The organism is Shewanella sp. 433 (assembly GCF_059338565.1).
This window is the reverse complement of record NZ_CM181703.1, coordinates 3,740,917-3,765,370: the sequence shown is the minus strand read 5'-3', so window position 1 is coordinate 3,765,370 and position 24,454 is coordinate 3,740,917. Positions and strand designations below refer to the sequence as shown.

At 46.4% G+C, this 24,454-nt stretch carries 27 protein-coding genes; 20 read left to right on the top strand and 7 right to left on the bottom strand.

Annotation, left to right across the window (positions count from 1 at the left end; genetic code table 11):
* Positions 1-3 precede the first annotated feature (3 nt).
* Entirely contained in the window at positions 4-636 is a 633-nt protein-coding gene (locus tag AC5YB1_RS16715; RefSeq protein ID WP_475515824.1) for a flavin reductase family protein, read from the bottom strand.
* A 172-nt stretch (positions 637-808) separates the two neighbouring features.
* On the opposite strand from AC5YB1_RS16715, the gene AC5YB1_RS16710 reads away from it, so the two are divergent.
* Positions 809-1,303, top strand: coding sequence for a peptidylprolyl isomerase (locus AC5YB1_RS16710; protein WP_494520079.1), 495 nt, complete (start codon positions 809-811; stop codon positions 1,301-1,303).
* On the opposite strand, the gene AC5YB1_RS16705 is transcribed toward AC5YB1_RS16710, so the two are convergent.
* Positions 1,300-1,635 carry a thioredoxin family protein gene (locus tag AC5YB1_RS16705; RefSeq protein WP_475515826.1) on the bottom strand — a complete coding sequence of 112 codons (336 nt, stop codon included), beginning with the start codon at positions 1,633-1,635 and terminating at the stop codon, positions 1,300-1,302. The genes AC5YB1_RS16710 and AC5YB1_RS16705 overlap by 4 nt on opposite strands.
* Positions 1,636-1,973: 338 nt before the next feature.
* On the opposite strand from AC5YB1_RS16705, the gene AC5YB1_RS16700 reads away from it, so the two are divergent.
* Positions 1,974-3,185 carry an NnrS family protein gene (locus AC5YB1_RS16700; protein WP_475515827.1) on the top strand — a complete coding sequence of 404 codons (1,212 nt, stop codon included), beginning with the start codon at positions 1,974-1,976 and terminating at the stop codon, positions 3,183-3,185.
* Positions 3,186-3,326: 141 nt separating this feature from the next.
* Entirely contained in the window at positions 3,327-4,649 is a 1,323-nt protein-coding gene (locus AC5YB1_RS16695) for an ammonia-forming cytochrome c nitrite reductase subunit c552 (protein ID WP_494521668.1), read from the top strand.
* Positions 4,650-4,825: 176 nt separating this feature from the next.
* Here the strand turns inward: AC5YB1_RS16695 and AC5YB1_RS16690 are convergent, their stop codons facing one another.
* Positions 4,826-5,569 carry a DUF481 domain-containing protein gene (locus AC5YB1_RS16690; protein WP_494520078.1) on the bottom strand — a complete coding sequence of 248 codons (744 nt, stop codon included), beginning with the start codon at positions 5,567-5,569 and terminating at the stop codon, positions 4,826-4,828.
* 240 nt (positions 5,570-5,809) lie between these two features.
* On the opposite strand from AC5YB1_RS16690, the gene rpsF reads away from it, so the two are divergent.
* The 4 genes from rpsF to rplI are packed head-to-tail and all read left to right on the top strand — an operon-like array spanning position 5,810 to position 7,253.
* Positions 5,810-6,220 (top strand): 30S ribosomal protein S6, encoded by a 411-nt coding sequence (gene rpsF / locus AC5YB1_RS16685; RefSeq protein ID WP_110457147.1) that lies wholly within the window; start codon positions 5,810-5,812, stop codon positions 6,218-6,220.
* A gap of 8 nt (positions 6,221-6,228) precedes the next feature.
* On the top strand, positions 6,229-6,534 hold the full coding sequence (priB, locus tag AC5YB1_RS16680; protein ID WP_110457148.1) for a primosomal replication protein N: 306 nt from the start codon (positions 6,229-6,231) through the stop codon (positions 6,532-6,534).
* A gap of 11 nt (positions 6,535-6,545) precedes the next feature.
* Positions 6,546-6,773 carry a 30S ribosomal protein S18 gene (rpsR, locus tag AC5YB1_RS16675; protein ID WP_011867078.1) on the top strand — a complete coding sequence of 76 codons (228 nt, stop codon included), beginning with the start codon at positions 6,546-6,548 and terminating at the stop codon, positions 6,771-6,773.
* A gap of 27 nt (positions 6,774-6,800) precedes the next feature.
* Entirely contained in the window at positions 6,801-7,253 is a 453-nt protein-coding gene (rplI, locus tag AC5YB1_RS16670) for a 50S ribosomal protein L9 (RefSeq protein ID WP_475515829.1), read from the top strand.
* A 149-nt stretch (positions 7,254-7,402) separates the two neighbouring features.
* Here rplI and AC5YB1_RS16665 read toward each other — a convergent pair whose 3' ends face one another.
* Positions 7,403-9,607, bottom strand: a complete 2,205-nt coding sequence (locus AC5YB1_RS16665; RefSeq protein ID WP_494520077.1) for a S46 family peptidase — start codon at positions 9,605-9,607, stop codon at positions 7,403-7,405.
* Between the two features lie 123 nt (positions 9,608-9,730).
* Here AC5YB1_RS16665 and dnaB point away from each other — a divergent pair, with 123 nt between their 5' ends.
* Complete coding sequence (gene dnaB, locus AC5YB1_RS16660; protein WP_110457153.1) at positions 9,731-11,137, top strand: replicative DNA helicase; 1,407 nt, start codon at positions 9,731-9,733, stop codon at positions 11,135-11,137.
* A 101-nt stretch (positions 11,138-11,238) separates the two neighbouring features.
* Positions 11,239-12,315, top strand: a complete 1,077-nt coding sequence (alr, locus tag AC5YB1_RS16655) for an alanine racemase (protein WP_494520076.1) — start codon at positions 11,239-11,241, stop codon at positions 12,313-12,315.
* 73 nt (positions 12,316-12,388) lie between these two features.
* Here the strand turns inward: alr and AC5YB1_RS16650 are convergent, their stop codons facing one another.
* On the bottom strand, positions 12,389-12,853 hold the full coding sequence (locus tag AC5YB1_RS16650) for a chemotaxis protein CheX (RefSeq protein ID WP_494520075.1): 465 nt from the start codon (positions 12,851-12,853) through the stop codon (positions 12,389-12,391).
* 405 nt (positions 12,854-13,258) lie between these two features.
* Here AC5YB1_RS16650 and dusA point away from each other — a divergent pair, with 405 nt between their 5' ends.
* From dusA to AC5YB1_RS16635, 3 genes are all read left to right on the top strand, one after another.
* Positions 13,259-14,248, top strand: a complete 990-nt coding sequence (dusA, locus tag AC5YB1_RS16645) for a tRNA dihydrouridine(20/20a) synthase DusA (protein WP_494520074.1) — start codon at positions 13,259-13,261, stop codon at positions 14,246-14,248.
* A gap of 324 nt (positions 14,249-14,572) precedes the next feature.
* Positions 14,573-14,863, top strand: a complete 291-nt coding sequence (locus AC5YB1_RS16640; protein ID WP_494520073.1) for a hypothetical protein — start codon at positions 14,573-14,575, stop codon at positions 14,861-14,863.
* Positions 14,864-15,014: 151 nt separating this feature from the next.
* Positions 15,015-15,221 carry a PspC domain-containing protein gene (locus AC5YB1_RS16635; RefSeq protein WP_494520072.1) on the top strand — a complete coding sequence of 69 codons (207 nt, stop codon included), beginning with the start codon at positions 15,015-15,017 and terminating at the stop codon, positions 15,219-15,221.
* 373 nt (positions 15,222-15,594) lie between these two features.
* On the opposite strand, the gene AC5YB1_RS16630 is transcribed toward AC5YB1_RS16635, so the two are convergent.
* Positions 15,595-16,332, bottom strand: coding sequence for an enoyl-CoA hydratase (locus AC5YB1_RS16630; RefSeq protein WP_494520071.1), 738 nt, complete (start codon positions 16,330-16,332; stop codon positions 15,595-15,597).
* A gap of 50 nt (positions 16,333-16,382) precedes the next feature.
* On the opposite strand from AC5YB1_RS16630, the gene AC5YB1_RS16625 reads away from it, so the two are divergent.
* The 4 genes from AC5YB1_RS16625 (at position 16,383) to AC5YB1_RS16610 (ending at position 20,086) form a co-directional block, all read left to right on the top strand.
* The gene (locus tag AC5YB1_RS16625; RefSeq protein ID WP_494520070.1) at positions 16,383-16,853 is read left to right on the top strand and encodes a copper chaperone PCu(A)C; all 471 of its coding nucleotides are present in this window, start codon (positions 16,383-16,385) and stop codon (positions 16,851-16,853) included.
* A gap of 12 nt (positions 16,854-16,865) precedes the next feature.
* Positions 16,866-17,837, top strand: coding sequence for a DUF2333 family protein (locus tag AC5YB1_RS16620; RefSeq protein WP_494520069.1), 972 nt, complete (start codon positions 16,866-16,868; stop codon positions 17,835-17,837).
* A 3-nt stretch (positions 17,838-17,840) separates the two neighbouring features.
* Positions 17,841-18,584 (top strand): TIGR04219 family outer membrane beta-barrel protein, encoded by a 744-nt coding sequence (locus AC5YB1_RS16615; protein WP_494520068.1) that lies wholly within the window; start codon positions 17,841-17,843, stop codon positions 18,582-18,584.
* A 173-nt stretch (positions 18,585-18,757) separates the two neighbouring features.
* Positions 18,758-20,086, top strand: coding sequence for an IS4 family transposase (locus tag AC5YB1_RS16610; RefSeq protein WP_494518922.1), 1,329 nt, complete (start codon positions 18,758-18,760; stop codon positions 20,084-20,086).
* 45 nt (positions 20,087-20,131) lie between these two features.
* Here the strand turns inward: AC5YB1_RS16610 and tolC are convergent, their stop codons facing one another.
* Positions 20,132-21,457, bottom strand: coding sequence for an outer membrane channel protein TolC (gene tolC / locus AC5YB1_RS16605; RefSeq protein ID WP_494520067.1), 1,326 nt, complete (start codon positions 21,455-21,457; stop codon positions 20,132-20,134).
* Between the two features lie 289 nt (positions 21,458-21,746).
* On the opposite strand from tolC, the gene nudF reads away from it, so the two are divergent.
* The 4 genes from nudF (at position 21,747) to AC5YB1_RS16585 (ending at position 24,409) form a co-directional block, all read left to right on the top strand.
* Positions 21,747-22,355, top strand: coding sequence for an ADP-ribose diphosphatase (gene nudF, locus AC5YB1_RS16600; protein ID WP_494520066.1), 609 nt, complete (start codon positions 21,747-21,749; stop codon positions 22,353-22,355).
* Positions 22,313-22,798: a DUF1249 domain-containing protein gene (locus AC5YB1_RS16595; RefSeq protein WP_494520065.1), complete on the top strand. Its 486-nt coding sequence runs from the start codon at positions 22,313-22,315 to the stop codon at positions 22,796-22,798. The genes nudF and AC5YB1_RS16595 overlap by 43 nt, the downstream gene beginning before the upstream one ends.
* A 9-nt stretch (positions 22,799-22,807) precedes the next feature.
* Entirely contained in the window at positions 22,808-23,647 is an 840-nt protein-coding gene (cpdA, locus tag AC5YB1_RS16590; RefSeq protein WP_494520064.1) for a 3',5'-cyclic-AMP phosphodiesterase, read from the top strand.
* 183 nt (positions 23,648-23,830) lie between these two features.
* Entirely contained in the window at positions 23,831-24,409 is a 579-nt protein-coding gene (locus AC5YB1_RS16585) for a YqiA/YcfP family alpha/beta fold hydrolase (RefSeq protein ID WP_494520063.1), read from the top strand.
* Positions 24,410-24,454: the final 45 nt, after the last annotated feature.

Below are 24,454 nucleotides of genomic sequence, written 5' to 3'. Positions count from 1 at the left end.
AGATTAAAATGCAGTAGGACGAGTTAAGTCGAAACGCTGCGCTTCTGAAATACCGTAATAAGCCGATGGGCCGCCGGCTCGCAGCACAGGCTCGGCCAGCGCCGTTTGATAAACACCTTGAGCGTCAAGCAGATGCGGTGCAATATGCACCGCAACCACTTCGCCAAGTACTAACCAAGTATCAATTTTGTCCCCGTTAGCCGCCTGCAGTTGAATGCATTGCGATAGCTTACATTCAAAATTCACTGGGCTTTGTGCCACCCTATCGGCCGCCACGAGAACGCCTGGGGCAGGAGTGAGCCCGGCAAACTCAAATTCATCTCGCCCATGGGGTAAGGCCGCCGAAGTTTGGTTCATCTGCTCGGCTAAGGGGCGCGTTGCTAAATTCCAGACAAATTGACCCGTATCGACAATATTGGCCACGCTGTCTTTATAGCCGACGCTGGCAAAGCCGATGATGGGCGGATGATAGTTAAAGCAGTTAAAAAAGCTATAAGGTGCCAGATTGCGATCACCTTGCGCATTGCGTGAGGCGATCCAGCCAATAGGGCGCGGGCCAATAATGGCATTTAAGGGGTCATGGGCTAGGCCGTGGCCGTTGCGGGGTTCATAAAAGTAACGCTTATCTGTACTCATATTGCACCTAAAGTGATTGCCTGTAAGAGCCATTTAAGCGCCAATTGCGACTAAATACAAACAGCGCAGGGCTGTTTATTCCAGTGGGCTGCGCGATGTTGCCAGGAGTGTTCTCGTCATCTGAGGGCTGCGCTATACTCGCAGGCATCTTATGTCACAGGACACCTGTTTAATGATTATTTTGACCACCAATTTAGGTGATATAGAGATTGAGCTCGATATGCAACGGGCGCCGATCAGCAGTAAAAACTTTCTCAAATATTGCCAAGAGGGATTTTTTGAGGGGACCATTTTTCATCGAGTGATTAAAGGTTTTATGATCCAAGGTGGCGGTTTTAGCGTCGATATGCAGGAGAAGCCAACGCGAGCGGCTATCGTTAATGAAGCCAATCGTGGCCTTAGCAATGTAAAAGGCACCATTGCCATGGCGCGTACCGATGCGCCTCATTCGGCCACCGCTGAGTTTTTTATTAATCTGGCCGATAACACCTTTTTGGATCATGTGGCCACGACTAATGCCGGCTGGGGATATGCGGTGTTCGGTCGGGTGCAAGCGGGTATGGATGTGGTCAATCAAATTGCCTTGCAAAAGACTCAGTCGCAAGGCAAGCATGATGATGTTCCTGTTAAGGCGATAGTGATTGAAAAGGTCACCATTGTTAATTAGTCCAACATGTAATAGGGGCGAGCAATCGCCTCTTTGAGCTCCCTTATCGAAAACACCTTAGAGAAACGACCAAAAGCTTGCCCCTGGAAATAGAGTTCTACTACAGGCAGGCTAAATACATGGTGCGCCGCTGCAATGGCGGGGTGTGCATGGCAGTCGATATAAGCCCACTTCATCTGACTAAACTCATCCCTCAGCATGTCACCTATTCGCGGTTTAATGCTCTGACAAACCCCGCAATGAGTGGCACCAAACAATAACAGCACAGCATTATTTTGTTGCAGCAACTGGCTAAGTTCAGTGGCGCAGTGGATCTCAATTAGCGTGGTCATGATGATTAACCTTGTGGGTTTGCGAGGCGATATAAGTCGACATCATCGAGGCTACGACCTGACTTTTAACTACCTCTAAAGCGGTATTTTTGCGACATATGATAGCGTAATTTGTCTAGGCAGATCACACTTCTCAATATAGGAAAGTTTATCGGTTGTCGCTGATGGCAGCTGTGGATACACTTAAATTATAAGTTGCATTTATAATGTGTGTTTATTTGGGCGCTGAGCCACAGTATTAATGGACATGCCTGACTGAATACGTCAAGAATGGCCATTCAATGAGGTTAAGTGATTTTTAATCAGCTAATTATGTTGAATGTTATATTGGAATAGTCATGTTGAATATCGATGATCCACGCGCAACAGAACAAACACCAGCCATATGGCGTTTAGGCTTTCGGCCATTTTTCCTCGGGGGAGCCATACTGGCCACTTTGTATATCCCTTTGTGGTTGGTGACTTGGTTTTTGCCGCAATTTAGCCTGTTTTCCAATCAATTCTGGCTTAAGGTGGTGCCATTATGGTGGCATCCCCATGAGATGCTATTTGGTTTTGCCTTGGCGATTGTCTGCGGTTTCTTACTGACATCGGTGCAAACGTGGACCAATCAACCTAGCTTAAAAGGGTATCGATTGGCATTGACGTTCGGTTGTTGGTTGATGGCTAGGTTATTGTTGTTATTGCCTATGGCGCTGCCGCTATGGTTACCGTCGTTATTCGATTCACTGTTTTTAGCCATCACGGCTATAACCTTATGGCGCTGTATTTATAAAGTTAAGCAGTGGAATAACATTGGTTTTCCCATCATGTTACTGCTTGCCTTAGTGATTAATTTACTCAGTTACTACGCGCTCAGTGAGCGTAATTTCACCCTTAGTCAGCAGATTTGGCAGGCGATGTTATGGTGGCTGGGACTGTTGATCACCATAGTGGGTGGGCGCGTTATCCCCTTCTTTACGGCTATGCGCATTAAGCAGTCTAAGCCCAATCCCATCGTCATCTTAGACCGTTGCCTCATCCTGTTAATGCTGACGCTTGTGCTGCAGGCAATGGTGAAGGTCATACCAGCTAATATCGAGCAAGGCTTGCTGGTCGTTGCCGCCCTGCTGCATTTCGTGCGCTGGTCTCGTTGGTATCCTCATAAAACCTTGGGTGAACCTTTGTTGTGGTCGCTGCACAGTGCTTACTTATTTTTGCCCATTACCTTGGCTGCACTGGCGTGGAATATTGATGATGAGAATGCTTACCGTCAACTACTGCACCTATTTGCCATCGGCACGCTCGCCGGGATCTGTTTGTCGATGATCTCGAGGGTATCGCTGGGTCACACCAGTCGCAATATTTATCAGGGGCCCAATATGGCTATCGCCTTTATCGGATTGATCCTCGCGGCCTTACTGCGTGCGGTTTTACCACTGCTGTGGCCGCAATATGCTCAGACCTGGCTATGGTTAGCGGCGGGGTGTTGGACCGTCTCCTTTGGGTTGTTTGTGTGGTTTTATCTGCCGATCCTCACTCAGCCCAGAATAGACGGACGCCCTGGCTAGCAGGTGCTGCTCGATATCGGTATGAATATTGTGTTAAACGTTGTTAAAGAGGGATGATTTATAATGTTGTTTAATAAAGGGTTATTCGGCTCTGCCCTAGGGCGAAACAAAGGCTTGCTATTAACGCTATTGGGTAGCGCTATGTGGATAAATTATGGCTACGCCCTGGCAGAGTCAGCCAGTCCTGAAACGATGCAGGCTAAGTTTCCTAATCAATATACGAGCTGGGCGGCGACATCAGAGCAGGAGGAGCGGACCGATATGCTGGCCAGCTACCCAGCTGCTATTGTTTTATGGGCTGGCTCTGCATACGCCAAAGAATATCACAGCCCTCGCGGTCATCATTTTGCGGTGGCCGATGTCAGTCATACTTTACGTACGGGCGTGGCGCCAGCTGCTGGGGAGCAAGGCCTATCGGCGAGTTGCTGGACCTGCAAATCACCGGATGTGCCGAGATTAATCGATAAGCTGGGTGTAGAAGGATTTTCGGCGCAAAACTTTACCGATCTCGGCAGCGAAATGAACAGCGTGGTGTATTGTACTGATTGCCATGTCAGTGGCTCTGCCGAATTAAACTTACCGCGCCCGCACGCTCAAGATGCCATGGCTAAGGTGCACCTGCCGTTTGATAAACAAGACAGTAATATGCAGGGAGCCCAGGTGTGTGGCCAATGTCATGTGACCTATTATTTTCAGCCTGAGCGCAGTAATAAGGTTAACATTCCGTGGATATTTGGCAGCACCGCCGACCTTATCGAGAAATATTATGATGCGCGTCGTTTTTACGAGTGGATCCATCCCATCTCGAAAACCCCTATTTTAAAAGCGCGCCACCCTGAATTTGAACACTGGAGTCGCAGCCAACATGCTGAAGCAGGCGTCACCTGTATTAGTTGTCATATGCCACCGGCAAAAGATGCTACGGGGAAAGAGTTCACTAATCATCAAGTGAGTGACGCGTTATCGAATTATGAGCAAGTGTGCCAAGACTGTCATGCTAATAAGACCGATTTGGTTGGCCGGTTGCAACGGGCCAAGATGCAAATTGACGCTAAGGCTCGTGAGATAGAAGATTTGTTGGTAAAGGCACATTATGAAGCGGGCGCCGCCTGGGATGCGGGCGCGAATTGGCCGATGATGAATGATGCCATCATGGCTATTCGGCATGCACAGTGGCGCTGGGATTTTGCCATGTCGTCACATGGTTTGTACGCTCATAATCCTCAAGAGGGCAATGCGTTACTCGACAAGGCGATTAATCAGGCTAATGAGGCGCGCGGCCATTTGGCTGGTGTGCTGAAAGAGTTAGCTGTCATCCAAGTCAGCTACCCCGATATATCGACGAAACAGGCGGCTCAGCAGGCGGTTGGTATTGATTTAGACAAGTTAAATGCACAGAAGCGAGCTTTTATTAAACAAGAGGTTGATAAGCATTGGTCTGCAGTGAGTCGTCATGGTTATTAACTTGATGGATTAACGGCTGTTAATTATAACAAGGGATCAAAGATGGGTGAGCTTCGCCAAGAGAGTCGCCTGTGATAGGCGCAATCGTCATCATGATTGCGCCTTTTTATTGCATCGGGCTTATAGGGTAAGGCCGTAATGTATGCTGCAGTTGAGGCGGTTGTTTAATATGACGATTATTGAAAGGTATAGAGTAGGTTGAAAGTGGTTACGGTATCGGTTTGTTTCGAGCCTTCGGGCACCACTTCGGTGTACTTAACGTTCATGCCGATTTTAAAGGCCCAATCTTGGAACAGGGTATTCTTGTAACTTAAATCTAGGGTTAAGGTGTTGTTTTCTTCGCCAGCTTCTGCGGTCAGATCGGCGTTAAAGCTAGTGTATTCATGGATACGTTGCTCCAATTTGGCTGCGGTACGTAAAATGATATCGCGATCGGCGGCGGGGGCGGGAATGTCATCGGTTACCGCTGGTAAATTATAACGATAACCAGGACCTACCTCTAAACTGAGGCGGGTGTTATTGTCGCTGATCACATCGAAACCATAGCCAGTTGAAACGGTAGAGCTGCGGGTATAACTACCGAAGCGGTCTTCAATAAAGTCGCCGCGAGCAAACACATAGCCGCTGTAAAATTTATAACTGGACTGTAGCTGTAGATCGTACTTTTCCGAGGTGGTTTTTTCCGCATCGGCGGCGTAATAGGCTTTTATCACCCCTTCTTGACGGTACACCGCCGTATCGTAAACCAATTTTGTTCGGCCGTTAAAGCTACTGGAGTCGGTGTTACCGGTGTTGATCTGTAAACCCGCTTCGATTTCGGCAGAAAAATCACTGGGGGGCTCTTGGTAGTCGGGCGGAACAAGTGCCCAGGCGCTGTAAGAAAAACAGAGTGTGACGAATAAAAGAGTAGCTCTTACCATTATTATTATTCTTAATTTGCTTAAGCGAGCCCAGATTTCGGCGCTCGTCAATACGACAGCCCAATATGATAGCGTTTTCATGCCCTGTCGGTAAAGTGCAACGGCTTAAGATATCGCTTGAATTTTGTTGCTTGTGCAGGTAATATTCCGCGGCTTAATTCAGTCACTTTAATTAGTTCCTTGCCTCTATTTGGTCTGACTGAGCCAACAACGAGGCTAGATAACCGTAAGGAGCAAAAAATGCGTCATTATGAAATCGTATTTTTAGTTCACCCTGATCAGAGTGAACAAGTGCCAGGTATGATCGAACGTTACACGGGTATTCTTACCCAAGCTGGCGGTCAAATCCATCGTTTAGAAGATTGGGGCCGTCGTCAACTGGCTTACCCAATCATCGAATTGCATAAAGCTCACTATGTTCTTATGAACGTAGAAGCAACTGCAGAATCGGTTGAAGAGCTAGAAACAGCTTTCCGTTTCAACGACGCTGTTCTTCGTAGCATGGTTATGCGCACTAAAGGTGCCATCACTGAAGCTTCTCCAATGGCTAAAGCAAAAGACGAGCGTGATTCACGTCGTTCTAGCGAAGATCGTCCAGTTGCTGATGCAGCTGATGAATCTGAAGAAGCCGCTGAAAACACAGCAGAGTAAGTTTTTCTGTGTCCACCAATAACTTGGTGTTGTCTGGAACCATAACCCGTTCTAGAAGCTTTAAAAGCCCTGCTGGTATCGCGCATTGCGTGATTATGTTGGAACACAAATCACAGTGTTATGAAGCTGAAATGCTCAGAAACGTATACTGTCAGATACAAGTCATATTGAGCGGCGAACGCTTTGAAAGCGTTACAGACAAACTGAAATCCGGGGTGGATATCGAGGTTCAAGGTTTTATTGCTCTGCAACAAGGGCGAAATGGCCAAAACCGTTTGGTATTACACGCTGAAAATGTCGAATTGAAAACTTAGGAGACTGTCACATGGCACGTTATTTCCGTCGTCGCAAGTTCTGCCGTTTCACTGCAGAAGGCGTTACAGAGATCGATTACAAAGATATCGCTACTCTAAAGAACTACATCACTGAAAGTGGTAAAATTGTTCCTAGCCGTATCACTGGTACAAACGCTAAATATCAACGTCAACTAGCTCGCGCCATTAAGCGTGCTCGTTATCTTTCTCTACTGCCGTACACTGATTTACATCAGTAATACTGCATCAATTTAGAGGAATATAAAATGAACGTTATTTTACTTGATAAAATCGCTAACCTAGGCAACTTGGGTGACCAAGTTTCTGTAAAAGCGGGTTACGCACGTAACTACCTTTTACCACAAGGTAAAGCTGTTGTTGCTAACACTGCTAACACTGAAGTTTTTGAAGCACGTCGTGCTGAACTAGAAGCTAAGTTAGCTGCTGATCTAGCTGCTGCAAACGAGCGCGCTGAAAAGATTAACGCACTTGAGCCAGTTGTTATCGCTTCTAAAGCGGGTGACGAAGGCAAGCTATTCGGTTCAATTGGTAACCGTGATATCGCTGATGCAGTTACTGCTGCTGGTGTTGAACTTGCTAAGAGCGAAGTTCGTCTTCCACTAGGTGCTATCCGCACTACTGGTGAATACGAAATTGATGTTCAAGTTCACACTGAAGTTAAAGCTGTAGTTAAAGTTTCTGTTGTTGCAGAAGCTTAATAACTTAGCTTAATCGCTTTAAAGAGAGCACCGCACTAACGTGATTAGAGCGGTGTTTTTTTATGCCTAAAATAAGCGACTAGCAAGTTGGTAATTTTAAACCGGCAATAAAAAACCACCCGCAGGTGGTTTTGATATAGCCTAGGCGGTTAATTACTGACGAGTGTTAGCTCATCAAGCAGATTATCGGCATGATCCACCTCATCCATCATCCACAGGATATACCTAAAGTCGACGTGCACAGCACGTGTAATGGTTGGGTTAAAGAACCAATCTTTAGTGATCGCCTCATAGGTCGAGTCAAAATTCAGCCCCACCAGTTCACCTTTGCCGTTAAACACCGGTGAGCCTGAGTTACCTCCCGTGGTATCGACACTGGATAGAAAGTTAACCGGCACCGAGTCGAAGCGTTCAGGTTTATCTATACAAGAAAACAGACGGCACAACCATGAGGCGGGATCTTGATAAACCGACTCCACTTGGTGACTGCCGTAACGCTTAGCGGTAATGGCATCTAATACCTTTTGCGGCGCATTAAATGGCGTGACGCCAGTATGTTTAGCCGCAAGTCCTTCTAAGCGGGTAAAGGGCTGTTTATAGAGGGCATCTTTTGATTGATAACCATCGACCATACCGTAAGTGATGCGCAAAGTACCGTTAGCATCGGGATACACTGGCCAATCGTTTGCCTTGTAGTAGGCGATAACCGCTTGCATATAATCTGGGCGGGCTTTAGACAGTTTACCGGCTAAGGTCTTTTGCGCTTGCTCTTGTGCCATATTGGTGTCGTATAGGGCAACCGCTAAGCGAATAAAGGGATCGCTACTGCTTTCAAAGGCATTAACATCGGCATCCATCCAGGCTAAACGTTTAGCTTGATCTGTAAGTGAAGTTAATGAGTAGAGGCCGTCTAATTTATCTGACAGCGTGATGTTACTCCCTTCGGTGTTGAGCATCTCGTCGAGCTCAGCCACTCGATGTTCTTGCGCCAGATACGCGTTAAGATCCTGCAGCCATAACGTCTTATCAACGGAAATGGCAAAACGTGAATCGATACGTTTAAGACGCGCTTTAAACATCTTCATGTCACGGGTTTGATAACCCTCTTCACGCTCAGCATCGGGCTTGGTTTGCTCTTTGGCTAAGCGGTAAAGCTGATTGGCCGCAGACAACAAGGCGCTAGACTGAGCGTTGTCGAAGAAGTAGCGCCGTTGCTGCGCTGCACGTTGCTCAATCAATAAGGCTTCGAGTTGGTCAAATTTGGCTTGGTAGTGCTGATACTCACTATCGTTTGCTAGCCAGTGGCTAAAGCTATCTTCGCGTGACTGTTTGATGCTCGCAATATCGGTAGCCTTAAAACCATCGAGTAGACCATTGTACTTTTTCATGCGATTAGCCATCGACAGTAGCGTGCCTGCATATTTGATGGCTACATCCGTATCATGTTCTCCCATGGCTTCGAGGGTATCGATACGCAGTTGATAGCGCGTAGCGAGGGTAGGGTAGAGCCAGTCGCTGGCAAACTTAAGTTCACTGGTGAGGCGGTAACGGCTGGTCGAACCCGGATAGCCTGCGGCAAATACGCCGTCACCGGCTTTGACGCCATCGCGGTTAATCTTGAGGTAGCTTTTAGGGGTAAAGGGCACGTTGTCAGCTGAATATGCCGCAGGCTTACCATCTTTGCCTACATAAGCGCGCAAGAAGGTAAAGTCGCCCGAATGGCGCGGATATTCGTAGTTATCGATATCACCACCAAAGGCGCCCACGCTCTCTGGTGGGGCATAGACCAGACGCACATCACGAATGATTAACTGCTTGATAAGGTAGTATTCTAAGCCGTTATGAAAACTGCGTACCGAGCAGCGGTAGTTTTCATCGCTCTCACACTGTTTGATTAAGGCTTTGCGATGGGTTTGGATTTGCTCAAACCGTTGCAGTGGATCGTCGCTTAATTGGTGTTTGACTTGGTCACTCACATCGGTGACCGCCTCGGTAATATACAGGCGCTCATTAGGGCCCGCCGAGGGTTCATCGCTCATTTTTTTGGCTAAGAAGCCGGTTTCGATGTAGTTATGTGCTTTTTTACTGTTGTATTGGATAGCCTGATAAGCACAGTGGTGATTAGTCACAACTAACCCTTGGGGGGATACGAAACTGGCGGTACAATACCCGAGGCCAACAACGGCATTCATTGGGTATTGGGTCAGATCGGCGAGTTGCTCTGCTGCAATGTGAATACCGCGTTCGCTAAGTTTATCGGCGATTGACGGCATCTGATAAGGTTGCCACTGCCCTTCATCGGCTATGGCGATGCCTGATGACAGCATTAAGGCTGCAACCAATGCTTTGCGCATGTTTATTCCTTAATTATTATAGGTGTGTTTGTTGGATTAACTGGCGTAGGCTGCCAGTTATGGCTCTGCTTGACCCCAGTTTTATATCATATTTTGCCTAATTGTTGGAAATTTGGAGAGTAAATGGCACAGCAAGGTAGTTTTCAGGCTAAGAAAAAGCCCAGAGATTTACAACTCGATGCATTAAAGATGCCGCCACATTCGATTGAGGCCGAGCAATCTGTGCTGGGTGGTTTGATGTTGGACTCTGACGCGTGGGATAAAGTGGCTGAGGCCGTGGTAAAAGAAGATTTCTATTCCCGTTCTCACCGGATGATCTTTATGGCGATGGAGTCTTTGGTGGCTGCCGGCCAACCGATAGATTTGATCACCGTATCAGAGCAGCTCGAACTTGAAGATAGTCTTGAAGATGCCGGTGGTTTTGCCTACTTAGGTGAAATTGCTAAAAATACCCCAAGTGCAGGTAATATTTTATCCTACGCCTCTATCGTGCGTGAGCGTGCGGTGGTACGCGAAATGATTAAAGTCGCCAACGAGATTGCCGATGCCGGCTTTAATCCTGAAGGACGAAACTCGGGCGAGCTACTGGATTTAGCCGAGAGTAAAGTCTTTAAAATCGCCGAGCAGCGCACCAATGCCAATGAGGGACCAGAAGGCATTAAGACCATTTTGGAAAAAACGGTCGATAAAATTGAAGCCCTATATAACAACCCGCATAACGGTGTTACCGGGGTATCGAGTGGCTTTGGCGACTTAGATAAGATGACCGCCGGTTTCCAATCGGGTGACTTGATCATCGTGGCGGCGCGTCCCTCTATGGGTAAGACCACGTTTGCGATGAACCTGTGTGAGCAAGCGGCATTGAATGAAGGCAAACCGGTATTGATTTTTAGTCTCGAGATGCCTTCAGAACAGATCATGATGCGTATGCTGGCGTCGCTTGGACGCGTCGACCAAACCAAGATCCGTACCGGTCAGCTCGACGATGACGATTGGGCTCGGGTATCGTCGACCATGGGCATTATGCTCGAGCAGGGCAAGATGTATATCGATGATGGCTCGGGTTTAACGCCAACCGAGGTGCGTAGCCGCGCACGGCGGATTGCCAGAGAGCATGGCGGTTTGTCGATGATCATGATCGATTACCTGCAATTGATGCAGGTACCTGCTTTGTCAGACAACCGAACGCTGGAGATCGCCGAGATCTCGCGCTCGCTTAAAGCCTTGGCAAAAGAGTTAGAGATCCCAGTGATCGCACTGTCACAGCTTAACCGCTCGTTGGAGCAACGCGCCGATAAACGCCCTGTAAACTCGGATTTGCGTGAATCGGGTTCTATTGAGCAAGATGCGGATTTGATCATGTTTATTTATCGTGATGAGGTGTATAACGACGACTCACAAGATAAAGGCACCGCAGAGATCATTATTGGTAAGCAACGTAACGGCCCTATCGGCCGGGTGCGTTTGGTGTTCCAAGGCCAATATTCACGCTTTGATAACTACGCGGGTCCTCAATTCGAAGAAGATTAATCGCCAGTGGGGCAGGATGAAAGATGATTTATCTTGCCCCGCGAGCCGTTAATTTGCGCTATGTTGTTATAGGTTACTTGCTTCTAAAATAAGGTTATTGTTTGAAACCCTTTCCCCGTGCAGAGATCAGTGCCGCGGCGCTGAAATCGAATTTACGCCGATTACGCGAGCTCGCCCCCCACAGTAAGGTCATGGCCGTGGTTAAGGCTAATGGCTATGGTCATGGTTTACTGAATGTTGCTAACTGTCTATCGACCGCCGACGGTTTTGGCTTGGCAAGATTAGAAGAGGCGCTCGAACTCAGGACTGGTGGCGTTACTGCTAAACTGCTGCTGTTAGAAGGTTTTTTTCGTCAAAGCGATCTGGAACTGCTCGTCACCCATGACATAGATACCGTGGTGCACCACGAGTTTCAAATCGAGATGCTCGAGCAGCAAACTCTGACTAAGCCTGTGACCGTATGGCTAAAAATTGATTCGGGTATGCATAGGCTTGGCTTTAATCTGGCCCAGTTCAACGCCATTTATGCCCGTTTAATGGCGTGCCCGCAAGTGGCCAAACCTATCCATTTGATGACCCACTTTGCCTGCGCCGATGAGCCTGATAATCCAGCGACGGCGAAACAAGCCGAACGTTTTAATGAGATGACCCAAGGTCTGCCGGGATTTCGCACCTTAGCTAACTCGGCTGCAGCATTGTACTGGCAGCAAACACAGGCCGATTGGATCCGCCCAGGTATTGCCCTTTATGGTGTCTCACCCGTTGCCAATGACTTTGGCAGTAATCATGGTTTAGTGCCAGCCATGGAGTTGGTGTCGCAGCTCATTGCTGTTCGCGACCACAAGGCCGGCGATCCTGTGGGCTATGGCAGTTATTGGCATGCTAAGCAAGATACCCAATTAGGGGTGGTGGCGATTGGTTACGGTGACGGTTATCCGCGTAATGCCCCAGAGGGTACCCCAGTGTGGGTCAATGGCCGCTTAGTACCTATTGTTGGCAGAGTATCAATGGATATGCTTACGGTGGACTTAGGCATAGACGCCACTGATAAGGTTGGGGATGCTGTCATGTTGTGGGGCAAGGCGTTACCCGTTGAGGATGTTGCCGAGCATATTGGCACTATCGCCTACGAGTTAGTGACCAAATTGACCCCGCGCGTAGCCGTTTGCATGGACTAACGACAAATACCCCATTAGCGCTGATTTTTATAACGATTAACTACCTTAACGACCCAAGTCGTTAAGGTCTGTGTTAGCGTTCGAAACAGATTTCGATATAAGCGTTACCGAATTCGCTACTAAAAGGCATAACGATTTTTTGCCCATCTGATTTATGGGCTATGGTGTGTGCCTTACCCGATACCACTACTGGGGTCGCCATCTCAAAGTCGTAGCCCTTTTCCCCTAATAGTTTTTTTGCTCCGCCTGTCACCATGTTGGTTAATTCGCCGACCAGATCGGTGATCTCCTCGTTGATCTGTTGCGGCTTTTCTCCCAGCATCTTATGCATGATCTCAAGTATCAATGGCGCTTCAAAGGTGATCGATAGCGATCCCTTTGTCTGCGGCCCAACTAGGCCAATAAGTCCTGATACATCTCCCTTAGCGATATTATCTTGCTTTAAATTTGGCTTACCCGGCGTCAGTTGCATGTTCGCCATGGTCTCCAGCACATTGAGTAGCGAGGCTAAAAAGGGGTTAATAAAGTTAACATTCATGACGGATGAGGCCTTATCTCAAGTAGGGATTAATTCAAGGCTATAAGCTTAGGTGTATTTAGCGTTATAACACATTGTGGTTTGACCACCTTAGCATAGGCGTACCGATCTCGAGCAAGGGCTTTATTAGGCTTACGTGATCGTTTGACGTTTTTATAGGCGGCATTTGAAACTTGTCATTACTGTGTATTTTATTTGCTGGGTAAACATGTCAAGTAAGGCGCTGATAGTGGGGCAAGTAGCAAGGGGAAGGGGCATGACATGTATAGAGGATATTACAGGTAAGTTTGCCCGTTCTTTTTACGTCTCAATTGAACGCAGACCTGTGCATTCTCTAGTGGTCGAGGTAAAATGCGCGGTCACGCCCTTTACTGTGGCTTGCTAAACTAGGGGATACCGTTTTTTATGTCGTTAAATATCATGCCATCAGTCATCAATCGTACTTTCAGTATTGCGCCCATGCTGGATTGGACGGATAGGCATTATCGCTACTTTGCTCGCATCATGTCTGCTCAAGCTTTGCTGTATACCGAGATGGTGACAACGGGAGCGATTATCCATGGTAAGGGGGATTATTTAGCGTATAACGAAGAGGAGCACCCGCTTGCACTGCAACTTGGTGGGTCGAATGCGGTTGACTTAGCCACCTGTGCCAAATTGGCTGAGCAACGTGGTTATGATGAGATTAATCTTAATGTCGGTTGCCCGTCAGATAGAGTGCAAAATGGACGCTTTGGTGCCTGCCTTATGGCCGAACCTAAGTTGGTGGCCGAATGTGTCGATGCAATGCGCAGTGTGGTGGATATCCCCGTTACGGTCAAAACCCGTATTGGTATCGATGAGTTAGACAGTTATGAGTTTTTGACTGAATTTATCGACACAGTTAGCACAGCAGGCTGTGACACTTTTATTATCCATGCCCGAAAAGCTTGGTTGCAAGGCTTGAGCCCAAAAGAAAATCGTGAGATCCCTGAGCTGGATTATCAGCGCGTTTACCGTTTAAAGCGCGATTATGCGGCGCTGAGTATTTCTATTAACGGTGGCGTAAAAACCTTAGATGAATGTGCTGAGCATCTTAAACATTTAGACGGTGTAATGGTGGGGCGTGAAGCCTATCAAAATCCTTATATATTGGCTGAAGTTGACCAGCGTTTATGTGGTAGCGAAAAGCCAGTGTTGAGCCGAGATGCCGTGCTAGAAAAGATGATCCCCTACATCGAAAAACACTTACAAGCGGGCGGGCGTTTAAATCATATCACTCGCCATATTACTGGGCTGTACCAAGGTGAAGTGGGCTCTCGGGCGTGGCGTCGTTATGTGAGCGAAAATGCCCACAAACCTGGCGCGGGCATCGAAGTGATCCATCAGGCCAGAGCCAGCATGGAGAGTGTGTAAATAAGTACTAGGCATGTTATTGGATAGCATCAGGGTTTAATTCATTTTTACCTTATTATGTCAGCGTAAGCCTTCACCTTTGGTGAAGGCTTTTTTGTTGCGCTCGGCGCTGATCTGGACGTTCGGCGTAAAGGGTAGTAAAAATGACCACTGCCTAGCGAAACTCGCTAACACCTACTGACTTGGTTAATGCTTGTTCGTTATTTGGGATAATGCCCATCTTGTGTTTTCTATTTTAATTCAGTTGCTTAGTTTGTTTTTGTCGAGTTGGCACACCGCTTGTATTGTCTTATTTATCACCATTCAACAACAAAGGGTAAGACCATGAACAAGTTAACTAAGATGTCATTAATCGCTGCCACATTTATCGGGGTTAGTTTTTCTGCAACGGCAGAGGATTTTATACCCAATGACATCAGCGCCACTTTGGAGCGTCAGTTAGCGGCGCAAATGCAAGAGGCGATCGCTATTGCTCAACAAGAATTAACATTGTCACTGCAGGCGCAGTTGTCGGAGTCGCTGTTTGATAGTGGCTTTGAGTCATCTAACCCGGTGCTCGATACGGTAATGCCAGAGCAACATCCTGTGATTGCCAGTGTGAGCCAAAAGGACTAGGCAGATGTATTTTGTGGAGCTGGCATTGATTTTATTGTTACCTGTCTTAGGTTTTGTGATTTGCGCGGCACTGGTGTGCACAGTAAGAAGTCTGACTGGCAGTTAACTGTAAACTTGTATTGCTAAAGCAATAATTTAATAGGAGTCACCAATGAAGATTGATGATTTAACTGATGCTCTAAAGCGATCTGATAGTTTGATTTGTGGGGTTGCGGCGACGATGGCTGATAAGTTTGCTTGGTCGTGTCTGTGGACTCGCGTGGTGTGGGCACTCGCGGTGGTAATAAATCCGGCTATGTGGTTACTGATTTATTTTGTGCTAGCACTGGTATTACCGAAGCGAAGAGCACCTTATTAGTTAGCTACATAGGCTTTGATTGATAGGTCATAGCAAGTGTTAAACCAGATGATAGTGATATTTATTGAGAGGATACTATGATGAAACTTAGATTAACCAGTACACAGAGCCCAGCCGCTATTGCCGTAGAGTTAGGCGTGGTTGTTGTAATTAGCTTGCTGATTTTTACCTTAGTACTTTAGCTGTAATGGTTACGATAAATAGATTCAATGAGTTAGAACTGATTCTCGCTTCACGATAATAGCTAAGTGTGAGGTGACTTTTGTACCAAGAGGAGATGACAGCATCATATAGGTTGGATTTAGGTTGTAAATAATGATGTCGCCGGCTTAGGTTGGCTAAACCGACGCTGTATTATCACTCGTTTATGGTGTTACTTATTCAAGAAAGCGGTAAATTGCGCCTTAGCTTCATCACTTTGCAGTCGCTGCGCGAACGCTGCTAACTCTTGTTGCATTTGCGAGCGCACCACCTCGATATCGTATCGCATTAAGCGGCGACTCGCCTGCAAGGCTTGAGGCGGTTTCTGCGCTAACTTAATCGCTTGGTTGAGCGCATGGTCAAATAGCAGCTCACTGGGTAACACCTGATTGACGATATTCATCGACAATGCCGACTCGGCATTAAAGCTTTCACCTAATAGCAGCAATTCGGCGGCTTTTTGCGGTCCCACTAAACGTGGCAATAACAGGCTGGCACCGGCTTCGGGAACCAAGGCTAAATTGACAAAGGGGAGTTGAAATTTAGCACTGTTGTCGGCGTAAACTAAGTCGCAATGCAGTAGCAGTGTGGTACCGATCCCGACGGCAGCTCCCGTCACGGCAGCAACAATGGGCTTATTGAGATCAAGCAGGGTAAAAAGAAACTTAAACGCAGGATGCTCTGGACCTAAGTTACTATTTTTTAAAAAGTCAGCGATATCATTACCTGAGGTGAAACAATCTGTTTGCCCTTTAATCAGAAAGGCATTAATTCCGTTGTCTGATTCCCCTTGGATAAGGTATTCTGTGAGCTGATTGTACATATCGAGATTAAGCGCATTGCGTTTTTCTGGGCGATTTAAGGTGATAATGCGAACGCCCTGCTCATCCAGAATTTGAATGGTACTCATTGGTCAAGATCCTTATTGTGGCAAATGGGATTAAGAAGGAGTTTAAGACATTGAAACAGATTTTCAAACACGCGTTTAACTTTGTGTTGCTATCATGCACTTCATTCTCCGCTTTGGCAAATGTGATGCTAGTCGATGGTTATGTGCGAGCCATGCCTACCACAGTCCCTAATACGGCAGCCTATTTTACCCTGATGAATCATGGCCCTGAGATCAACTTAGTGGCTGTAGAAACCGATGTTGCCGAGCAGGCACAATTACACACTCTGGTCGAAGAGGGAGGCGTGATCAAAATGCGCCAACAAGCCCATTTTACCATTGCCACCCATGGCAATTTGGCCTTGGCGCCATCGGGTGACCATGTGATGCTGTTAGGCTTAAAACAGCCATTGCAAATTGACCAGAAAGTTGATTTAACGCTTAAATTTGATAATGGTACCGAGCAGGTCATTACCCTGAAGGTCACCAAACAAGATGCGGCTAAGCAAGATGGTGAAATGGATCATCATCACCACCATTAATGGAGTCATCGTATGCAGATAACATGGAAAAAAGGCGGCCTTGTAGCCGCGATAGTGTTTCTAATTGGCTATTTCGTCAGTGTCTGGTGGAGCGTCGAGCCCGATAGGATAGAGCCACACCAGCTTAACAGTGCCACTGGCCACAAAGTGGTAGGCTATGCGACGACCACGTCACTGATTTTAACGGTCGAGACCCTGCTCGATAAGAGCGGTGGTTGGTTATCTAATGACATTATGCCGCCCTCGTTATTTATGGATAACATGCCAGCGTTTGAATTTGGTGCTATCGAGCAGGCGCGCGATCTCGCCTTGATCATGCGCAAAGAGTTTAGTCGTTCGCAATCGCAATCGACTGCCGATAAAGACCTGTTAGCCGCCCATTCTAAGCTGAATATTGAACACACCAGTTGGTTGGTTCCCAGTGCCGAAGGTGAATACCGTGATGCGATAAAATTACTCAAACTGTATCGTGCCCGTATCGCGGACACTAATAATCCAGACGCTCAGTTTTATGCCCGTGCCGATAACTTAAATGAATGGCTAAAAGAGGTGCAAAAGCGCCTAGGTAGTATGTCACAGCGGCTATCTGCTAGCGTAGGACAGGATCGTCTCAATACCGATTTGGCCGGTGATACCGAAGCCAGTCAGTCGACCCCTAATCTAGCACATAAGCAGATAAAAACAGGTTGGTGGCAAATTGATGATGTCTTTTATGAAACTCGCGGTGCCACATGGGCCTTGCTGAATTTTATGAAGGCTATCGAGGTCGATTTTGCCGATGTATTAAAGAAGAAAAACGCTGAAGTCAGCTTACAGCAGATCATTCGTGAGCTGGAAGAAACTCAGCAACCTGTGTGGAGCCCGATGATCCTGAATGGTTCTGGGTTTGGCATAGTGGCTAATCACTCTTTAGTGATGGCCAATTATATTTCCCGCGCAAACGCTGCGGTAATTGATCTCACTAACTTATTGACTCAAGGTTAAATGATGAAAAAAACACTACTTGCATGTGCTCTGCTGAGTTCATTGGCAGCGACTTCTGCACAGGCCGCGACACTGGTTGGTTTTAAAGTGGGTGGCGATATTTGGCAAGCAGATACCAATGGTACTTTTGCACAAGGTGGTCAAACTCAACAAGATTTTGATTACGGCTCATCATCACAAGGTAGCCTTTGGGTTGCCGTTGAGCACCCGATCCCATTAGTACCTAATGTTAAAATTCGTGAAAATCGTTTAGACGCCGATGGTCAAGGCACATTGGTTGCTCCTTGGACTTTTGGAGAGCATACCTTTAATCCTGGTGATATTACGACCGCGACTAACTTAAGCAATACCGATTTTGTGCTGTATTACGAACTGCTCGATAACGACTTGGTCGCGCTCGATTTAGGTGCGGCTTACAAACGTATGCACGGTTCATATCGAGTTGCTGATGCTGGCCATCCTGAGCAAAAAGATCTCAGCAGTGGTGTGGTGATGGCGTACGCTAATGCCGAAGTCGGTTTACCCGGCTTAGGTTTATACGGTTTTGCTGATGTGATGCTCGGCATCGATGAAACTAGCGTATATGATTATTCTGTTGGTTTAGGTTGGCAGTTTGATGGGGTCGCGCTAGACACTAAAATCCGTGTCGGCTACCGTGATTTTACCTTCGATGTTAATGGCTTTGACGGTATCACTGCGAATTCACAGTTCAAGGGCGCTTTTGCTGGTGTAGAACTGGTGTTTTAAAGCCCTTATTTAAGGTACATTCAACCTAGCGTGATTATCTGTATGTGTTGAATGAATCGATATAAAAAAACCGCCGTAAGGCTAATGCCGATCAGTTAAGCATATAAACGATCAGTTGACCGATCTTTAAAAGGCTTCAAAATCCAATATCAGAAATGATATTGGATTTTTTTATGTCTTTAGAACAAGCTTTCTGCACCGCTTTTGAATACCACCAAGAAGCCACAGCCTTTACCAATCTTAATCACTTATTGGATGAAAACATCATCCAGCAAGCCTTTGAAACTGCTGGGGTCGCCACAGTAAGAAAACGTCGCTTACCCCTTGATGCAGTTATGTGGTCTGTCATTGGTATGAGTTTTTACCGACAACAGTCTGTATGGGAGCTTGCGACTCATATGGAGTTGATGCTACCAGGTAAAAAGAAGCTCATTGCCCCCAGTGCTCTTGTTCAAGGGCGCCAGAGGTTAGGTGTGCAGAGTATGAAAAATGCCTTTCAAATGATGGCAAAACATTACTATAGCAACACTCAATTTGAGACGTGGTGTGGACTGAATTTATTAGCCGTTGATGGTGTAGTCTGGCGCACTCAGGACACCGCTGATAATCGTAATGCTTTTGGCTCACCATCAAATCAACATGGTGACACCTCATTTCCTCAGGTTCGTATGGTGTGTCATATGGAGCTCACTAGCCATCAACTGATAAATAGCGCGTTTGATGGTTATAAAACGAGTGAAATGAAGCTAGCAGAAGCGCTCATACAGTCAACTCCAGACCATAGTCTCACGATGTTCGATAAAGGTTTTTACTCCTTAAACTTGCTACATCAATGGCAACTAGGTGGTGAAGAGCGGCACTGGTTAATCCCTGCGAGAAAGGGGCTTCAGTACGAGGTTTTACACTCAAATGGCCGGTTAGATAAACAGGTGAAATTGGCAATAACCGCCCAAGCCAGACAACAAAATCCAGCGCTACCGACGCATATAGAAGCGAGGCTGGTGACAAAATCAATAAAAGGTAAGACGCATCAGGTATTAACCTCAATGGTCGACCCATTACGCTTTCCAAGTGCTGACATCGTTGAGTTATATAATCATCGATGGGAAATAGAGCTTGGCTACAGAGAGATGAAACAAACCCTACTAAACAGCGAGTATACGCTAAGAAGTAAAAAATCAGAGATGGTAGAACAGGAACTTTGGGGCTTACTACTTGGCTACAACCTGATGCGTCAAGCAATGACTGAGGCCGCGTCAAGAAAAGGAATATGGGCCAATCGCCTCAGCTTCAGTAACTGCGCGAGTACGATACTAAGTTACCTAGCAAGATTACCACTGATGAGCCCAGGAAATTTACCCAAACATTACGAGCAACTGATAGAAATGCTAGGTAACTTCGAGCTACCAACGAAACGAGAAGATAGGGTGTACCCAAGGGCTATAAAGTCAAAACCAAGCAAATATCCCCATAAAAAGAAAAATGCCAATCAGCTTAACTGACTGGCATTAGCCGTAAGGCGGTTTTTTTATAATTAACAATCCGTTTTACTGGCTGACAACAGGTGTAATTAACCCACTGTTAATCGCAATCACATCATCTTCATTCAGGGTACCAGCCGCTTGTTTTAGCGCTAAAATGGAGTTGATGTAACCGTAACGGGCATTCGATAATTGACGTTTTGAATCGTACAAATCACGGGTACGGTTTAGTACGTCAACAATCGTACGAGTCCCCACTTCAAAACCGGCTTGGGTGGCTTTTAGTGCACTCTCTGAAGAGATAACTGATTGCTCATAAGCACGAATTGAGCTGATAGAGGCGCCGACGTTGTTGAAGTTGTTGCGCACATCTTTAACGACTTTACGGTACGTTTGTTCCATCTTTTCACTGGCTTCAACATACTGATACTGTGCTTGATTAACTCGTGAACTGACTTTGAAACCTTCGAAAATCGGTACGCTTAAGGTTAGGCCGACATTGGCATTATCCACATCCGGCTGATTACCTATTTGGTTCTTTTGCTCAAGATTAGTGGTGTAACCTGCATTTAAATTCAGCGACGGCATATGACCTGATTTGTAAAGCGTTATGGTCTGCTGTGCAATATCTTTACCGATGCGGGTCGCCATAAGATCAACACTGTTACTTTCGGCCATTTTTAACCACTCACCCGGTTTAGCTGGCATCGGTGAAACGGCGGTGAAGCGATTAGTATCTAAGATATCGATTGATTTATGGTCGATGCCGGTGATCTCGCGTAAGGCTTCGTAGCTGTTGATTAGCTGGTTTTCCGCTAAGATTTCAGAGGCGCGGGCTAAATCGTACTGTGCTTGAGCTTCATGTACATCGGTAATGGCAGTCAAGCCTACCGCAAAACGTTGTTTAGTTTGTTCTAGTTGACGTTCAATCGCGCGTTTTTCTGCGCCTTTAAACTCGTAGTTATCTTTTGCCGACAATACCTCAAAATAAGCACTCGTGACGCGAATAATTAGGTTTTGCAGCACGGATGCATAAGCAGCATCGGCCTGCGTGGCGGCAAGTTCAGCCAAATCCAGACCCACCCACGCACTGTGGTCGTATACTACTTGCTTCAATGACACGCCAGCATTTAAGCCGCTGTTATAGATACTGTCAGATACATCTGACCAACTCTTGCCATAACCAATGCTAGCGCTAATGGTTGGCAGCAGTGGAGCGCGATTTTCTTCAATCTGCTCGTAGAGTCTGTCGCGCTGAGATTGCGCTTGCAGAGCAATAGGGTCGCTGGTGAGGGCTTGTTGATAAATTTGCAATAGATCGTCGGCGTGCACGGCTGAAGTTGTCGCCGTTAGAGTCAAGGCTGCACACAAGGTGCGAATCTTAAATTTCATTACCTGTCCTTTTTTAGACATAAATACTCCTTAGGGTGGAGCAATTTACTTAATAAAGTTAAGTGATGCTTTACAGCAAATCATTGAGTAAAGCGGTTTGCGCTTCCCGACGCTTCCCGATACATCTAAACTTATAAGGTTAAGATATTAAGAAATTAACCAATTTTAAGTCAACTATGAAGTGTAACAGTTTTTGATTTTATGTCTGCAATTTTTAGGAGCTTACATGCTATATTTAGCGACCCTGCATATACCCTAGCGACGATGAAGATAACTCAAAGGAAAGCTGATGAAACAGAAGTTTAGCCGTGATGATATCGAGATGCTCAGCAAAGAACCCCTCTATCAGGGATTTTTTCGTGTTGATGAATATCGTTTTAAACACAGGTTATTTGCCGGCGGATGGAGTGAGGTAGTGACCCGTGAGGTATTTGAGCGTGGCCACGCTGTGGTGGTGCTGCCCTATGATCCAGTTAGCGATAAAGTGGTGTTGATTGAGCAAATTCGGATACCTGTTGTGGCGGATACCTCGACACCATGGTTGTTTGAGTTAGTGGCTGGTATGATTGAACCTGGTGAATCGGCAGAGCAAGTGGCCCACCGTGAGCTGCAAGAGGAAGCGGGATTGGTGGCAAGCAAAATGGTGCGAGTAGGTGACTACTTTGCTAGCCCTGGTGGCAGTAGTGAACGTTTTGACTTTTATTGGGCCCAAGTAGATGCGAGTGTAGCAAATGGTATTCATGGGCTTAGTGATGAGCATGAAGATATCAAGGTACATGTGATGTCACGTGAAGCGGCTTACCAACTATTATGTGATGGTGTGATAAATAACGCCTCTACCATGATTGGTCTGCAATGGCTGCAATTGAACTACCAAAAATTAAGAGAAGGGCTGTGACAGTTTCGTTAAACAAGCGGCACAATAGCTATCAAGTGGACGTCAGTCGCTTTTTGGCTTTATGTAGTCGAAATTACTTTAATATATTGCGTTGGCTACCCGCCTCTTGCGAGCAAGGGGCCTGTTGGCAAGTCAATGGTGATTTTGGCAGTTTAGACGTAAAATTGCTCGAAAATACCCAATATACCCAATTGATTGAAATCTCTAGAGCCATCGACTCCGTGCAATTAATTGATACCCCGAAGGTTGTCGTTCGTGTTTATCACGATGCTAAATTAGCAGAAGTGTTAACTAGTCGACAGATTTATCGCTTAAGACCAGTATATGATTACCCAAATATACGTATGTATCATAGAGATGAAAAGTACCAGGTAAATGCTTTTCTTGAAGAGTTACTACAGATTGACAACCATGTCAGGATTATTTGTCAGTCGACATTTTAGGGTTTTAATGTGCTAAAAGAGGCAATCTCTTATTCTATCGGTGAAGGTGAAAGCGTTAGACTGGTCCAAGTGACCGATCCGCACCTGTTTGCCGATCGCGAAGCTCAACTTTTAGGCGTTAATACCGCAAATAGCTTAGAAGCGGTGCTTAGCACCATTAAGGCGGTTGATTATCCCGCGCACCTTATGTTGGCGACAGGGGATATAAGTCAGGATTACTCGCACGAGTCTTATCATAATTTTGTGCGTGCGATTGAACCGCTGAATTTACCTTGCCATTACTTACCCGGTAATCATGACGATCCCCGAGTGATGTACCTGCATATGCAAGGGCCTCGAGTGTATGGCGAACAACGCATCTTGGCAGGTAACTGGCAAATTATCATGTTGGACTCCACTGTTAGGGGAAAGCCCGGAGGCCATATGGCGGACACTCAACTAGCTTTGATAGAGTCCGCGATTGCCGCACAACCAGATAAACATACATTATTGGTGATGCACCACAATCCAATTTTGGTGGGGTGTCAGTGGCTGGATCAACACTGTATGGACAATGGTTCTGACTTTATTGCCAAGGTTGCTAAGCTACCTCAGGTTAAGGGATTATTGTGGGGGCATGTGCATCAAAGCTTAGATCAAACCCACCCGACAGAGCATGGCAGCATGCGTTTAATGGCAACACCTTCCACCTGCATCCAGTTTAAACCTAAGTCGCCTTATTTCGCTTTAGATGCGCAGCAACCAGGCTATCGATTACTGGAGCTTAAAAGTGATGGTGCTATATTGACCAATGTTTACCGGGTTCCAGGCAATAAGTTTTCTCCCGATCATGAGTCAAGTGGCTACTAACGAATCCTCATGCTAGCTCAGCGTCATGGTGATGCTTGATTGGAGCTAAAGCTTTATTTGGTGAATTGCGCTGCCAATGTTAGCATCGTGGCACTTACTCTATCTGTCGCTACCTTTTGATTTATTCGGTGTTGTCAGTGTCGGTATCACGAGTTAAATAATAGCAATCGTTATCGAGGAAATATGCTGCTCTATCTCCATGGCTTTAATAGCTCCCCTCAGTCAGATAAAGGACTGGCGACCGCTCGATATATTGCCAAGCATTTTCCACAACTCTCTTTTTTTCAACCGCAGTTACCCGCCACTCCCGCAGCCGCGATGACATTACTGATAGAGATTGTCGAACAAGCATTGGCTAAAGGGGAGTCGCTGCATTTTATTGGTTCCTCATTGGGGGGCTACTTTGCTAGTTACCTCGCCGAAACTTACGGTGGCAGGGCGGTACTTATTAATCCTGCTGTCACGCCTTATGCCTTATTTGATGATTTTATCGGCCAACAGTACAATCCCTATACTGATGAAACGTATCAAATATTACCCGAGCATAAACAAGAGGTTGCACTGTATGATACCCAGGTTATTCTCTACCCTGAGCGTTTTTTTGTATTATTACAATCTGGTGACGAAGTGCTCGATTACCAACAAGCAGTGAATAAATACCATTGTTGTCAGCTGCTAATAGAGGCGGGTGGTGACCATAGTTTTATCGGCTATGAACAACAGTTGGATAGGATCTGCCAGTTCCTGTTTCTTAATAAATAGACATGTAGGGCCGCAATAAGGCCTGAATAACCATATGTGTGTGCC

Excerpts from the sequence above, each read along its gene's own strand:
- AC5YB1_RS16715 (WP_475515824.1), bottom strand. The coding sequence starts at position 636 with ATGAGTACAGATAAGCGTTACTTTTATGAACCCCGCAACGGCCACGGC.
- AC5YB1_RS16710 (WP_494520079.1), top strand. The coding sequence starts at position 809 with ATGATTATTTTGACCACCAATTTAGGTGATATAGAGATTGAGCTCGAT.
- AC5YB1_RS16705 (WP_475515826.1), bottom strand. The coding sequence starts at position 1,635 with ATGACCACGCTAATTGAGATCCACTGCGCCACTGAACTTAGCCAGTTG.
- AC5YB1_RS16700 (WP_475515827.1), top strand. The coding sequence starts at position 1,974 with ATGTTGAATATCGATGATCCACGCGCAACAGAACAAACACCAGCCATA.
- AC5YB1_RS16695 (WP_494521668.1), top strand. The coding sequence starts at position 3,327 with ATGTGGATAAATTATGGCTACGCCCTGGCAGAGTCAGCCAGTCCTGAA.
- AC5YB1_RS16690 (WP_494520078.1), bottom strand. The coding sequence starts at position 5,569 with ATGGTAAGAGCTACTCTTTTATTCGTCACACTCTGTTTTTCTTACAGC.
- rpsF (WP_110457147.1), top strand. The coding sequence starts at position 5,810 with ATGCGTCATTATGAAATCGTATTTTTAGTTCACCCTGATCAGAGTGAA.
- rpsR (WP_011867078.1), top strand. The coding sequence starts at position 6,546 with ATGGCACGTTATTTCCGTCGTCGCAAGTTCTGCCGTTTCACTGCAGAA.
- rplI (WP_475515829.1), top strand. The coding sequence starts at position 6,801 with ATGAACGTTATTTTACTTGATAAAATCGCTAACCTAGGCAACTTGGGT.
- AC5YB1_RS16665 (WP_494520077.1), bottom strand. The coding sequence starts at position 9,607 with ATGCGCAAAGCATTGGTTGCAGCCTTAATGCTGTCATCAGGCATCGCC.
- dnaB (WP_110457153.1), top strand. The coding sequence starts at position 9,731 with ATGGCACAGCAAGGTAGTTTTCAGGCTAAGAAAAAGCCCAGAGATTTA.
- AC5YB1_RS16650 (WP_494520075.1), bottom strand. The coding sequence starts at position 12,853 with ATGAATGTTAACTTTATTAACCCCTTTTTAGCCTCGCTACTCAATGTG.
- dusA (WP_494520074.1), top strand. The coding sequence starts at position 13,259 with ATGTCGTTAAATATCATGCCATCAGTCATCAATCGTACTTTCAGTATT.
- AC5YB1_RS16640 (WP_494520073.1), top strand. The coding sequence starts at position 14,573 with ATGAACAAGTTAACTAAGATGTCATTAATCGCTGCCACATTTATCGGG.
- AC5YB1_RS16635 (WP_494520072.1), top strand. The coding sequence starts at position 15,015 with ATGAAGATTGATGATTTAACTGATGCTCTAAAGCGATCTGATAGTTTG.
- AC5YB1_RS16630 (WP_494520071.1), bottom strand. The coding sequence starts at position 16,332 with ATGAGTACCATTCAAATTCTGGATGAGCAGGGCGTTCGCATTATCACC.
- AC5YB1_RS16620 (WP_494520069.1), top strand. The coding sequence starts at position 16,866 with ATGCAGATAACATGGAAAAAAGGCGGCCTTGTAGCCGCGATAGTGTTT.
- AC5YB1_RS16615 (WP_494520068.1), top strand. The coding sequence starts at position 17,841 with ATGAAAAAAACACTACTTGCATGTGCTCTGCTGAGTTCATTGGCAGCG.
- AC5YB1_RS16610 (WP_494518922.1), top strand. The coding sequence starts at position 18,758 with ATGTCTTTAGAACAAGCTTTCTGCACCGCTTTTGAATACCACCAAGAA.
- tolC (WP_494520067.1), bottom strand. The coding sequence starts at position 21,457 with ATGAAATTTAAGATTCGCACCTTGTGTGCAGCCTTGACTCTAACGGCG.
- nudF (WP_494520066.1), top strand. The coding sequence starts at position 21,747 with ATGAAACAGAAGTTTAGCCGTGATGATATCGAGATGCTCAGCAAAGAA.
- AC5YB1_RS16595 (WP_494520065.1), top strand. The coding sequence starts at position 22,313 with ATGGCTGCAATTGAACTACCAAAAATTAAGAGAAGGGCTGTGACAGTT.
- AC5YB1_RS16585 (WP_494520063.1), top strand. The coding sequence starts at position 23,831 with ATGCTGCTCTATCTCCATGGCTTTAATAGCTCCCCTCAGTCAGATAAA.